At 65.8% G+C, this 12,659-nt stretch carries 10 protein-coding genes and 1 pseudogene; 7 read left to right on the plus strand and 4 right to left on the minus strand.

Translation table 11 applies throughout. The features are described from left to right. Positions 1 to 60 precede the first annotated feature (60 nt). Positions 61 to 1,149: a heat-inducible transcriptional repressor HrcA gene (gene hrcA / locus ACVW1B_RS35110; RefSeq protein WP_016841498.1), complete on the minus strand. Its 1,089-nt coding sequence runs from the start codon at positions 1,147 to 1,149 to the stop codon at positions 61 to 63. Positions 1,150 to 1,331: 182 nt separating this feature from the next. Here hrcA and rph point away from each other — a divergent pair, with 182 nt between their 5' ends. The 3 genes from rph to hemW are packed head-to-tail and all read left to right on the plus strand — an operon-like array spanning position 1,332 to position 3,836. Continuing rightward, on the plus strand, positions 1,332 to 2,045 hold the full coding sequence (gene rph, locus ACVW1B_RS35115) for a ribonuclease PH (protein ID WP_016841497.1): 714 nt from the start codon (positions 1,332 to 1,334) through the stop codon (positions 2,043 to 2,045). Positions 2,046 to 2,056: 11 nt separating this feature from the next. Further along, positions 2,057 to 2,692, plus strand: coding sequence for an RdgB/HAM1 family non-canonical purine NTP pyrophosphatase (gene rdgB / locus ACVW1B_RS35120; protein WP_253605739.1), 636 nt, complete (start codon positions 2,057 to 2,059; stop codon positions 2,690 to 2,692). Continuing rightward, positions 2,679 to 3,836, plus strand: a complete 1,158-nt coding sequence (hemW, locus tag ACVW1B_RS35125) for a radical SAM family heme chaperone HemW (protein WP_253605737.1) — start codon at positions 2,679 to 2,681, stop codon at positions 3,834 to 3,836. Before rdgB ends, hemW begins: the two co-directional genes overlap by 14 nt. A gap of 119 nt (positions 3,837 to 3,955) precedes the next feature. Here the strand turns inward: hemW and ACVW1B_RS35130 are convergent, their stop codons facing one another. Then, entirely contained in the window at positions 3,956 to 5,161 is a 1,206-nt protein-coding gene (locus ACVW1B_RS35130; protein WP_092081173.1) for a penicillin-binding protein activator, read from the minus strand. A gap of 220 nt (positions 5,162 to 5,381) precedes the next feature. Here ACVW1B_RS35130 and rsmI point away from each other — a divergent pair, with 220 nt between their 5' ends. The 4 genes from rsmI to ACVW1B_RS35150 all read left to right on the plus strand — a co-directional run bounded on the left by rsmI (position 5,382) and on the right by ACVW1B_RS35150 (position 8,842). Further along, positions 5,382 to 6,335 carry a 16S rRNA (cytidine(1402)-2'-O)-methyltransferase gene (gene rsmI, locus ACVW1B_RS35135; RefSeq protein ID WP_253605735.1) on the plus strand — a complete coding sequence of 318 codons (954 nt, stop codon included), beginning with the start codon at positions 5,382 to 5,384 and terminating at the stop codon, positions 6,333 to 6,335. Beyond that, positions 6,322 to 6,705, plus strand: a complete 384-nt coding sequence (locus ACVW1B_RS35140; RefSeq protein ID WP_028335783.1) for a YraN family protein — start codon at positions 6,322 to 6,324, stop codon at positions 6,703 to 6,705. The genes rsmI and ACVW1B_RS35140 overlap by 14 nt, the downstream gene beginning before the upstream one ends. Positions 6,706 to 6,735: 30 nt before the next feature. Beyond that, a complete protein-coding gene (gene gshB / locus ACVW1B_RS35145; RefSeq protein ID WP_253605733.1) occupies positions 6,736 to 7,683 on the plus strand; it encodes a glutathione synthase in 948 nt (315 codons plus the stop codon). 187 nt (positions 7,684 to 7,870) lie between these two features. Then, positions 7,871 to 8,842, plus strand: a complete 972-nt coding sequence (locus ACVW1B_RS35150; protein WP_456822776.1) for an MBL fold metallo-hydrolase — start codon at positions 7,871 to 7,873, stop codon at positions 8,840 to 8,842. Positions 8,843 to 8,937: 95 nt separating this feature from the next. Here the strand turns inward: ACVW1B_RS35150 and fsrB are convergent. Both fsrB and ACVW1B_RS35160 read right to left on the minus strand, forming a co-directional pair. Continuing rightward, a pseudogene (gene fsrB, locus ACVW1B_RS35155) lies at positions 8,938 to 10,228 on the minus strand (siderophore utilization protein FsrB). Positions 10,229 to 10,254: 26 nt separating this feature from the next. Further along, the gene (locus ACVW1B_RS35160) at positions 10,255 to 12,246 is read right to left on the minus strand and encodes a TonB-dependent siderophore receptor (RefSeq protein ID WP_253605729.1); all 1,992 of its coding nucleotides are present in this window, start codon (positions 12,244 to 12,246) and stop codon (positions 10,255 to 10,257) included. Positions 12,247 to 12,659: the final 413 nt, after the last annotated feature.

Genomic DNA, 12,659 nt, shown 5'->3' on the forward strand with positions numbered 1-12,659 from the left:
ACAGGAATCTCCGGCTTGGGTGAAGAAAACCCGTCAAATGAAAGCGAAATCGCCCTCCGGTCAGCCGCCCAGCATCTTGCTGACGATGCGCGCGGCATAATCGACGGTCGGGATCACCCGCGCATAGTTCAGCCGCGTCGGTCCGATCACGCCGAGGACGCCCACGATCCGCCCCTGGGCGTCGCCGTAGGGCGCGATGATGGTGGAGGAACCCGACAGCGAGAACAGCTTGTTCTCCGAGCCGATGAAGATCCGCACGCCCTCGCCGCGTTCGGCGCGGCCGAGCAGATCGATCACGCCGCGCTTGGTTTCGAGATCGTCGAACAGCGACTTGATGCGCTCGAGATCGTCGAGCGCATGCAGATCCTCGAGCAGATTGGCGTGACCGCGCACGATCAGCTGGCGGTCCTCGTTCTCGCCGCCGGACCAGCTTGCGATGCCCGCCGCGACCACCTTTTGGGTGAGCTGATCGAGCTCGGCGCGGTTTTGCGTCAATGCCGTCTCGAGCTCGAGCCGCGCTTCGGCCAGCGTGCGGCCGCGGATCCGCGCATTGAGGAAGTTGGTCGCTTCGGTCAGGGCCGAGGATGGAACACCCGGCGGCAGCGCCAGGACGCGGTTTTCGACCTGGCCGTCTTCGCCGACCAGCACGACCAGCGCCTTCTCCGGCTCCAGCCGGACGAACTCGATATGCTTCAGCCGCGCATTCGACTTTTGCGTCAGCACCACCGCCGCGGCGCGGGTCAGTCCCGACAGCCGCGTCAAGGCTTCGCCAAGCGCGGCCTCGACGGATTGCGCGCGGCCGACGGCAGCAAGCTGGGTCTGGATCGACTGACGCTCGGCCTCGGTGAGGTCGCCGACCTGCATCAGCGCATCGACGAAGAAGCGCAGCCCGAGTTCGGTCGGTAACCGGCCGGCGGAGGTATGCGGCGCATAGATCAGGCCGAGCTGCTCGAGATCCGACATCACATTGCGGACCGAGGCCGGCGACAGCGGTAATGCAATCAGGCGCGAGATGTTGCGCGAACCGACCGGCTCGCCGGTCGCGAGATAGCTTTCGACGATTTGACGAAAAATGTCGCGCGAACGCTCGTTGAGCTGGGCGAGCCCGGCATGCGGCGCGATCAGGCCAATCGGATCGTGGTGAGTCACACTCCAGTCCCTCACAATTACTGCATAATTTGTCGATCCGGGAGGCCGATGACAAGCATGCATTCTGCCCCCTCGTACCGGACCATACCGGGGCCGAAAACCCTCGCCAAAACCCTTGCCGCTGCCCCTTCCCGCTCCTACAAGCACGGCCAGCCAATTTTCTCGGATTTCTGGAGGATTTCATGCGGCCAAGCCGCCGTGCACCCGATGAACTGCGTCCCGTGTCGCTGGAACGCGGCGTCGTCAAATATGCCGAGGGTTCCTGCATGGTGAAGTTCGGCGACACCCATGTGCTGGTGACCGCCACGCTGGAAGAGCGATTGCCGCCGTGGCTGAAGGGCCAGGGCCGCGGCTGGGTCACCGCCGAATACGGCATGCTGCCGCGTGCCACCCTGGAACGCACCCGCCGCGAGGCCTCGGCCGGCAAGCAGGGCGGCCGCACGGTCGAGATTCAGCGGCTGATCGGCCGCTCGCTGCGCGCGGCGGTCGATCTCGAGGCGCTCGGCGAGCGCCAGATCACGGTCGATTGCGACGTCATCCAGGCCGACGGCGGCACCCGCACCGCCTCCATCACCGGTGCCTGGGTGGCGCTGGCCGACTGCATCAACTGGATGAAGACCCGCAACATGCTGAAGACCAATGTGTTGCGCGACAATGTGGCGGCGATCTCCTGCGGCATCTACCAGGGCACGCCGGTGCTCGATCTCGATTATGCCGAGGATTCCGAAGCCGACACCGACGCCAATTTCGTCATGACCGGCGACGGCCGGATCATCGAGGTGCAGGGCACCGCCGAGAAGACGCCGTTCTCGGAAGGTGAATTCCTGGCGCTGATGGCGCTGGCGCGCAAAGGTGTCGCGCGTCTGGTCGACTTGCAAAAGATCGCGGTGGCGTAGTCAGATTGGTCATGCACCGCCGAATCACCGGAAGGCTCGTCATCGCCACCCATAATCCCGGCAAGCTTGCCGAGATGCGGGAATTGCTGGCGCCGCACGGCGTCGAGGTGGTGTCGGCCGGCGAGCTCGACCTCGCCGAGCCCGAGGAGACCGGAGACAATTTTCGCGCCAACGCGGCGATCAAGGCGATTGCGGCAGCGAAGGCGACCGGACTGCCCGCCTTCGCCGACGATTCCGGCCTCGTGGTCGATGCGCTCGACGGAGCGCCCGGGATCTACTCGGCGCGCTGGGCCGGCGAGGGCAAGGACTTCATGGCGGCGATGACGCGGATCGAGCGGCTGCTGCAGGAACGCGGCGCCACCGCACCGGACCGGCGCAAGGCGCACTTCGTGTCGGCGTTGTGCGTGGCCTGGCCCGACGATCATCTCGAGGAGGTCGAGGCCCGCGCCGATGGAACCCTGGTCTGGCCGCCGCGTGGCACTGCCGGCTTTGGCTACGATCCGGCCTTCCTGCCCGACGGCTACACGCGGACCTTCGGCGAGATGACCAGCATCGAGAAGCACGGCCTGCCGCCGCTCGGGCTCGGCCTGTCGCATCGCGCCCGCGCCTTCGTGAAGCTCGCGGAGATCTGCCTTGAGCCACGCTGACCGAGAAGCCTTCGGCGTCTACGTGCACTGGCCGTTCTGCCTGTCGAAATGCCCGTATTGTGATTTCAACAGCCATGTGCGGCATGCGCCGGTCGACGAGGAGCGTTTCGTGCGCGCGTTCGCCCGCGAGATCGAGACGACGGCCGCGCGCGTGCCGGGGCGGCAGGTGTCCTCGATCTTCCTCGGCGGCGGCACGCCGTCCTTGATGCAGCCACAGACCGTCGGCGCCGTGCTCGATGCCATCGGCAAGCACTGGCAGGTCTCGCGCGATGTCGAGGTCACGCTCGAGGCCAATCCGACCAGCGTCGAGGCGACGCGCTTTCGCGGGTATCGCGCAGCCGGCGTCAACCGCGTCTCGCTCGGCGTGCAGGCGCTCGATGACGCCTCGCTGAAAGCGCTAGGCCGCCTGCACACCGCGCGCGAGGCGCTCGACGCGGTCGCGATCGCGCGCTCTGCGTTCGACCGTTACTCGTTCGATCTGATCTATGCCCGCCCGGACCAGACGCCGCGGATGTGGGCCGATGAACTGAAGCAGGCGATCTCGGAAGCGGCCGAGCACCTGTCGCTCTACCAGCTCACGATCGAGGAAGGCACGCCGTTCTTCGGGCTGCATGCTGCCGGCAAATTGCAGACGCCGGATGAAGCGACCGCGCGCGCGCTCTACGACGTGACGCAGGAGGTCTGCGCCCGCGAGGGGTTGCCGGCCTATGAGATCTCCAATCACGCCCGCGCCGGCGCGGAGTGCAAGCACAACCTCGTCTACTGGCGCGGTGAGGAATATGCCGGCATCGGCCCCGGCGCACATGGAAGGCTCGACATCGATGGCGTCAGGCACGCGACCGCAACCGAGCGGCGCCCCGAGGCGTGGCTGTTGAACGTCGAGGAGCGCGGTCACGGCGTCGTCAGCGATGACAGCCTCAACAGCGAAGAACGCGCCGACGAGTTTCTGCTGATGGGGCTGCGGCTCGCCGAGGGCATCGATCCCAAGCGCTATGCGAAGCTCTCCGGCCGCCAGCTCGACCCGCACCGGATCGCGATGCTGCGCGAGGAAGGCGCGATCGCCGTCGACGCCGACGGACGACTGCGGGTGACGACGTCGGGATTCCCGGTGCTCGACGCGGTCGTTGCGGATCTCGCCGCCTAGAGCCTACCCCGTTCCAATTGAATCGGAACGGCACGCTGCCAAAATATCGAAAACAACCCCATGCAAAGGAGCTGGCGGGTGCCGGCGCTCGACAAGGCAGCTTGACCGCCCGACGAAAATCAAGCGCCAAAGCTCTTCGGCGAGCCTGCGACCGGCGTGCTGCCGCCTGAGGCCACCTTCATGACCGCAAGGCCGCGCTCATTGGTGCCATCGGAGCGGAAGCGGAACAGACCGTCGATACCGGCAAAGCCGGACGGATTGGTCAATGTCTCCGGCGCAAAGCGCTGCGCCCCTTGCGTGCGCGCGAGCGCCGCCATCAGCGCCACGGCATCATAGGCAAGCGTCGCGGTGCGCACGGGCTCGCCGCCATATTTGCTGCGGTAGCGGCCGGCGAAGCTGCGGAAGCCGGACGGATCGGGCGCGGCGTAGAGGCCGCCCTGCAAGACGGGGCTCGCGAACACCCGCGGATTGTCCCACAGCCCGGTGCCGAGCAGCTGGATGTTGCGCAGATTGGCGCCGGCTGCGGTCAAGGCATCGGCGGTCGCGACCACCGAATCACCATCGTCGGCGATCAGCAGCGCATCGGCCTGGCCGAGCGCCTGCGCCACGGTTCGCGCCGGCGTCGCGCGATCGGCGCCATATTTCTCGAATGCGACGACGCGGCCGTTCTTGCGGCCGACCGCCTGCTTGAACGCGGCCTCGACCACGTTGCCATAGGCGTTGTCCGGCACCATCGCGGCGAACGAGCGCTTTCCGATCCCCGCCGAGTAGTCGACGATGCGGTTGATGTCGGACTCCGGCAGGAAGCTCAGCAGATAGACGCCGCGCCCGGCCACGCTCGAATCGGTGGAGAACGCGATCACCGAGGTACCGCGCGGCCGCGTCAGTTGCGCGACGGCCGGCACCGAGCCTGCGAACAGCGGTCCCAGGATGATCTCGGCGCCTTCGGACAGTGCCTGCTGGGCACCCTGCGATGCGCCCTGCGGGCTGCCGCCATCGTCCTTGATCAGGAGCTGGATGTTCGGGTTCTGAAATTCCGCCAGCGCCATTTCGGCCGCGTTCCGCATCGACTGGGCGGCAAGCCCGGCATTGCCGGACGCCGACAGCGGCAGGATCAGGCCGATCTTGACCTGCCCGGTTCCGACCGCCTGCGGCTGCTGCTGCGGGCCGGCAGGACCAGCTTCCGGGTTGCTGCTGGAAAATTGGCTCAAGCTCTGCTGGATGCCGGAGCAGGCCGTCAGCAACGGCGCGCCCACGATGAGGCCGAGCGCGGTCCGCCGGGTGGTGCCCGACGGCGGGGACTTGCGGTGATGCGGGCCTTCCATCGTCTCTCTTCTCTTGGCCGACCGTGATCAGCCAGGACTCCATCCAGCTCTGATGAGGCGGGTGGATTCAGGCATATTCTCGGCGAATAGTTAACTAAAACAAAAGGATTATGGCCCCGCGGCGCCCTTGCCGCGGCCTCCATTTCCCCCGTCAGCCAGCGTTCCGTCACCGCCGTTTGCGGATGTGGCGCAAGCGCCGCCATCCCTCTAGATTGGCATTATGCGCGCAAAAGCCAGTTCCCTCCACAGTTCGGATGCCACGACAGGCGCTGCGGCCAGAACATTTTCGATCGGCGGCCAGCGATTGGCCGCGCCAAGGGCAGCACCCGGGCTGCATCTGGTCGCGACCCCGATCGGAAATCTCGCCGACATCACCCTGCGCGCGCTGGAAACGCTGGCCGGTGTCGACGTCATCGCCTGCGAGGACACGAGGATTACCCGGCGGCTGACCGAGCGTTATGCGATCGCCGCGGAGCTTGCGCTCTACCACGAGCACAACGCGGCCCAGGCCCGTCCAAAAATCCTGGAGCGGCTGGCGCAGGGCGCCGCGATCGCGCTGGTTTCCGACGCCGGCACGCCACTGATCTCCGATCCCGGCTTCAAGCTGGTGCGCGACGTCTGCGCCGCCGGGCATGCCGTCATCGCGGTGCCGGGGCCATCATCGGTGCTGACGGCGCTGTCGGTCGCGGCATTGCCGACCGACCGGTTTTTCTTCGAGGGATTTTTGCCCGCGAAGGAGCACGCGCGTCGCGCACGGCTCAACGAGCTGGCGAGGGTCGATTCGACGCTCGTGATGTTCGAATCGGGCAATCGCGTACAGGACACGCTGCGCGATCTCGCCGCGATCATGGCCGGCCGCGATGCCGCGATCTGCCGCGAGCTGACCAAGCTGCACGAGGAGATCACGCGCGCGCCGGTCGCCGAGCTGGCGGCAGGCGCGGACGCGCTGGAAACGCGCGGCGAGTTCGTGCTGGTCATCGGACCTCCGGCCGATGATGCCGGGGTGATGGACCAGGATGCGCTCGACGATCTGCTGCGGGCGCAGCTCGGCCGCGGCAGCGTCAAGGATGCGGTCGCCCATGCGGTCGAACTGTCGGGCCGGCCGCGCCGCGAGGTCTATGCCCGCGCCCTCGAGCTTGCGAAGATCATCGGGGACGGCAATGGCGAAGACTGACAGCGCCTCGCCCGAGCGCGTCGCGGCGTTCCGGACCGGCATCTCGGCGGAGAGCCGCGCCGCAGCCCTTCTGATCGCCAAGGGCTATCGCATCCTGGCACGACGCTTTCGTACCCCCTTTGGCGAGATCGACCTGGTGGTTCGCCGGCGCAATCTGCTGGCCTTCGTCGAGGTCAAGGCCCGTGCCAGCCTCGACGACGCCGCCTATGCGGTGACGCCGCGGCAGCAGCTGCGCATCATCAATGCCGCCCAGGCCTGGCTGATGGCGCATCCCGAACATGCCGAATTTGAGCTCAGATTCGACGCCGTGCTGATTGCACCGAAGAGCCTGCCGCGCCATCTGTTAGCGGCATTCGATGCAAGCCCTTAACGTTATCCTCAGACCTCGCGGAACATGCCTATGAAATTGAAGATCGCCGTCCAGATGGATCCCATCGCGCGCATCAATATCCGCGGCGATTCAACCTTTGCGCTGCTGCTCGAGGCGCAAAAGCGCGGCCACGGCATTTCCTACTACACGCCCGACAAGCTGTCGCTGCGCGGCGAGGAGCTGGTGGCGCCGGTGCAGCCTCTCACCGTGCGCGACGAGGTCGGCAATCACTTCACGCTGGGCGAGCCGAAGCGCGAGGCGCTCAACGGCTTCGACGTCGTGCTGCTGCGCCAGGATCCGCCGTTCGACCTCGCCTACATCACCTCGACCCATTTCCTCGAGCGCATCCATCCGAAGACCTTGGTCGTCAACGACCCGGCCAGCGTGCGCAACGCGCCGGAAAAGCTGTTCGTGATGAACTTCCCGCAGCTGATGCCGCCAACCCTGATCTCGCGCGATCTCGACGAGATCAACGCATTCCGCGACCAGCATGGCGCCGTCGTCATGAAGCCGTTGCACGGCCATGGCGGCGCCGCCGTCTTCCGCGTGATGCCGCAGGACATGAACTTCGGCTCGCTGTTCGACATGTTCTCGGTCACGTTCAAGGAGCCCTGGGTGATCCAGCGCTTCCTCCCCGAGGTGAAGCATGGCGACAAGCGCATCATCCTGGTCGACGGCGAGTTCGCCGGCGCCGTCAACCGCGTGCCGGCGGCTGACGATCTGCGCTCCAACATGGTCCGTGGCGGCGCAGCCGCGGCGACCGAACTCTCGGATCGCGAGCGCGAAATCTGCGCCACGCTCGGACCTGCGCTGCGCGAACGCGGCCTGCTGTTTGTCGGCATCGACGTGATCGACGGCAACCTCACCGAGATCAACGTCACCTCGCCGACCGGCATCCGCGCAATCCAGCGGCTCAATGGCCCCGACGTCGCGGCGATGATCTGGGATGCCATCGAGAAGAAGCGCGCCGCGAAATAATCCTCCCTTGTGCGCCGCACAGCTGGCTGAAATTTAGCCAGCGTTCGATCACGCATGCGTTCTCCTTATTCTTCTTGCCAGCTTGCGCAGGCGAGGGCAGCATCCTCTCGCCTGCGTCAGGTCAAGCGGCGGGTCAACGCGCGGGCAACAACGCGAAAATCTTATAAAAATTCTGGAGGAAGACGTTATGACGCTCAATGTCTCACGACGATCCTTGCTCGCGCTCGGTGCCGGTCTCGGCGCCAGCACCCTGCTCGGGGGCACCGCACAGGCACGCGCGCCGAAGCTCGGCACGCAGACACCCTACTGGCACCGCTTCATGCTCGGCGAAGCCGAAGTGACCGTCGTATCCGACGGGCCGCTTCCGCTCGGCGATCCCTCCGGCACTTTCACCGGTGTGCCGAAGGAGGAGGTGAAGAAGATGCTCTCCGACAACTTCCTCTCGCCCGACAATGTCGTGCTCGAGCAGAATTCGCCGATCGTCAATACCGGCGACAAGCTGATCCTGTTCGATACCGGCATGGGCACCTCGAAGGCCTTCGGTCCGACCACCGGCCGGCAGCAGAAGAGCATGAAGGAAGCCGGCATCAAGCCGGAGGACATCGACGCCGTCGTGCTGTCGCACGCGCACATCGATCATATCGGCGGCATTGTCGGCACCGACGACAAGCCGCTGTTTCCGAATGCGCAGTACTACATCGCCCAGAGCGATCTCGAATTCTGGACCGACGAAGGCAAGATGGGCAGTCCGTTGAAGGACTTCATCGTGCATGCCCGCAAGAACCTGCTGCCGGTGCGCGACCGCATCGTGTTCTTCAAGGACGGCCAGGAATTCCTGCCCGGCGTGACGGCAATCGCAGCGCCCGGCCACACCGTGGGCCACACCATCTTCATGGTGAGCTCGGGCGGCAAATCCTTCGCCTTCCTCGGTGACCTCTCGCATCACGCGGTGCTGCTGCTGGAGCGTCCGCGGATGGAGTTCTCCTACGACACCGATCCGAAGCAGGCGGCGAACTCGCGGGTCAAGCTGCTGGAGATGCTGGCCGCGAACAAGACGGCCGTGATGTCCTATCACTTCGCCTGGCCGGGCTACGGCCACGTCGCCAAGGTCGGCGAAGGCTTCCACTACTATCCGGAGCCGATGCAGATGAACCTGTGACGGACTGATTGCGAAGACGGACTGCCTCGGGAGCGGCCGCCGCCGCTCCCGAATGCATTTGCCGCCCGGTGTAAGGAGTGCACGGGGCGCCCGGCCTATTCCGCCGGCGCAAGGCGGCTCGCGGAGCGAGTGCGCATCGTCTCTCGCGCGCCAATCCGCGCACGACGTTTGCGCCACCAGATCACGACGCCCGTCACCGACAGCGCCGCGACCACCAATCCCATCAGCGAGATCAGGATGCGCCCGGGCAAGCCGGCGATCCGGCCGGAATGCAACGGAAACTGCATCTGCACGAACACGTCGGCCGCGGTGCCGACCCATGGCAGCCGCTCGCCGAGCGGACGGCCGTCCTCGCTGTCGTAGTAGAGCTGCGCCGGCCCGACTCCCGCGGCGCCATGTTCGTCGCCCGGCTCGAAGAATGCGACCGCATAGACGCCGTGGGCCGGACCATAATTGATCGAACCGATCGGCGTGGTCCAGCCGCGCGCCTTGCCGTCGGCCGCGGCCCGCGTGGCGATTTCCGCATAGGCCATCCTTGGCTCGATCGGATCGTCGAGATGACGGTATGGCCGCTGCTCGTAGGGTGTCGGCGTGTAGTTGGACACGGTCTTCATCAACGGCGAGAACACCTCGAAATATAGGTTGAGCGAGAATGCCGTGAATGCGATCACGAACAGCAACGCCCAGGTCCACAGGCTGAAGGCGCGATGAATGTCGAAATTGATTCGATAGGCGCTGCCCGAGGTCTTGATCTTCCAGGCCGGTGCCCAGCGGGTCCAGAAACTCTTGCCGCGCGGGCCCGGTATCGCCGACGCCCGCTCAGCCCTTGCGCGCCGCCGCGACGGCAGGGTCAGGTGGAAGCCGACGAAACAATCGATCGTCCAGATCACGGCGATGACACCGAGGAAGCGCATGCCCCAGCGATCGCTGCCCCAGAATTCGGGGATGTGCATCGTGTAATGCAGCTTGTAGAGGAATGAGACGAAGTTTTCGCGGGTCACCGGCCAGACCGCGCCCCAATAGCGGCGTCCGAGCTCGACGCCGGTGTTGGGATCGAGGAAGACCTGGTTGTAGTCGAGCGTGTAGCGCTTGCCGGTCGCCGGATCGATCCGCGGCAGCACGAAGAACCACAACGATTCGCCTTTCTCCGCCGTCATGAACATGTGGACGACGCGGGCGCGATGATCGCGCTGCTCGATCAGCCGGGCGAGCTCGACCGACGGGATCGCCGGTCCGGAGCTCGTCACCTCGAACAGCTTCCTGTTGAGCACATCGTCGATCTCGTGATCCCACGAGATGATCGCGCCGGTGACGCCCGAGAAGAACAGGAAGGCCGCGGTGAGAAGGCCCCGCCCAGCGATGCAGTCGTCCGAAGATGGGTCTCATGGGGATTTCAGCAAGTTGTGGGGTGATCACCAGCGATAGGTCAGCTTCGCGATCGCCTTGCGGCCCTCGGCGTAGAAGCAGCTGGTGTTGCCGTAGCAGGCTGCCACGTAGCGCGTGTCGGCGAGGTTGGTGACGTTGAGCGAGAGGCGATAATTGTCCCTGGTATAGGCGACGAGCGCATCGACGACCGTCGACGCCGGCACCTTGAAGGTGTTGGCATCGTCACCGAACGTCGATCCGACATAGCGGACGCCGGCCCCGAACTGGACCCCGGCGAGCGGACCGCCCTGAACGGTGTAATCGCCCCACAGCGAGAAACGGTTGAGCGGCACCGTGGTCGGCGCCTTGCCGACATTGACGGGATCCTTGGTGACTTCAGCGTCGACATAGGCGTAGCCGCCCCGGATGTTGACGCCCTCGACCAGCGTCGCGGTGCCTTCGAGTTCAACGCCGCGCGACCTGACTTCGCCGGTCTGCTCGGCGAAATAGAACGGCGGGGCGTAGGTGACGACGTTGGATCGGGTCAAGTCGAACGCGGCCAGCGTGATCAGCGCATTGATGCCGACCGGCTGGTACTTGACGCCGACTTCGTACTGCACGCCGGACTCCGGCTTCAGCAGGTCGCCGGCGGCGTTGACGCTCAGCACCGGCAGGAATGATTCCGAATAGCTGAAATAGGGCGCGACGCCGTTGTCGAAATTGTACATGACGGCGGCGCGGCCGGTGAATGCCGAGGCGTCGGTCGACGTCGACGTTTTCGCGAGATTGTTGTCGAGGTCCGTGGTGACGAAATCCTGCCGCCCGCCAAGCAGGAACGACAGCCGGCCGAGCCGGATCTGGTCCTGCAGATAGAGGCCGGCCTGCGACTGCTTGATGCCGGTGTCGTCATACGGTCCGTTGTTGGTCCAGCTGTTGGTATAGACCGGCGCGAAGACGTTGAGCTTGCCGGTGCTGTAGCTCGAGGCCATGTCGCGGAACGAGGTGTTGCGGTAATCGACGCCGAACAGCGTCGTGTGGCTCAGCAGGCCGGTGACGAACTTGCCCTGCAGCTGGTTGTCGACCGCGAAGGAACCGATCGTCGAGCTGCCGCCGGCGCCGCCGCGCGACAGCAGGCCCGCAGCCTCGTCGGTGGCCGACGCATAGCCGGTGCCGTAGAAGCTCTTCTGCTCGTTGTGCATCCACGAATAGCGCAGGTTCTGGCGGAAGGTCAGCGCCTCGTTGAAGTCGTGCGACAGCATGTAGCCGACCGAGGACTGCTCGGTGTCGAACTGGTTGAAGCCGGGCTCGCCGACGAAGCGCGTGTTCGGAATGTAGTGGCCGTTATTGGCCCAGACGGTGCCGGACGGCGGCAGGAATTGCAGGCCCCAGCCGGTGCGTTCCTTCTGGTAGTTCGCGAGGAAAGTGATCGTGGTGTCCTCGTTCGGCTTCACGGTGACGGCGGGCGCGATGAAGACGCGATTGTCCTTGGTGTAGTCGACCTGGGTCTCACCATCGCGCGCGACGCCGGTCAGGCGCCACAGCACCGTTCCTTCCTTGTTGGCGCGGCCGCCGATATCGAACTCGCCCTGATAGCGGTTGAAGCTGCCGCCGGACAGCGACACTTCGCCGAACTCGCGCGCGGTCGGCAGCTTGCTGACATAGTTGAGGATGCCGCCGGTGCCGCTGCCGCCGAACATCGCGGAGGACGGCCCCTTCAGGACCTCGAGGCGCTCGGCGCCGTACGGATCGAGCCCGAGGAAGTGCACATAGTTGCTGCTCGGCAGCCGCAGGCCGTCGAGATAGAGGCCCGGCATCGTCATGTCGAAGCCGCGGATCTGCAGGCCGCCGAAGCGGGTGTCCGAGCCGCCATTCACGTCGCCGCTGACGCCTGCGGTGTAGCGCAATGCCGCGCCCACCGATTCCGCACCCTGGTTCCTGATCTGGTCCGTCGTGACGACCGAGATCGATTGCGGGATTTCGATCAGCGGCGTGTCGGTCTTGGTCGCCGTGCCCGAACGCGTGGCAACGAACCCGTCCACTGGACCGCCGGCTCGCTCGCCGGCGCCGGCACCGGATCGTGCCGCCGCTGGCGGCGTCGCCTGCTGGGATCGAGCCACGCGGTTGGCGCGGCTTGCGCGTGCGGCCACCGGACGACGAACCGGTTTTGCATTCGCAGTGATCGCGCGCTGCTGAGGCGCGTCCACGCTCACCGGCGGCAGTTCCGATTGCGCGTCGGCGCGTTCGGTCGTGACTCCTGCGGCAAGGACGGCGGCGGTACACAGACCGATCGTTCGCAGCGCTGGATGTTGACGGGTGGAATGCGAAGCAAGTCGATCGATCACGCGAAGGCGCCCCTGATGTCAGCCTGGATGGATTTGTGATCCGGCTCTACAGCGCGGGGCTCGCGAGTACAGACCTCGGCAGTTGGAATAGATCGAGACTGCGCGCGCGA

Source organism: Bradyrhizobium sp. USDA 4502, from assembly GCF_054063355.1.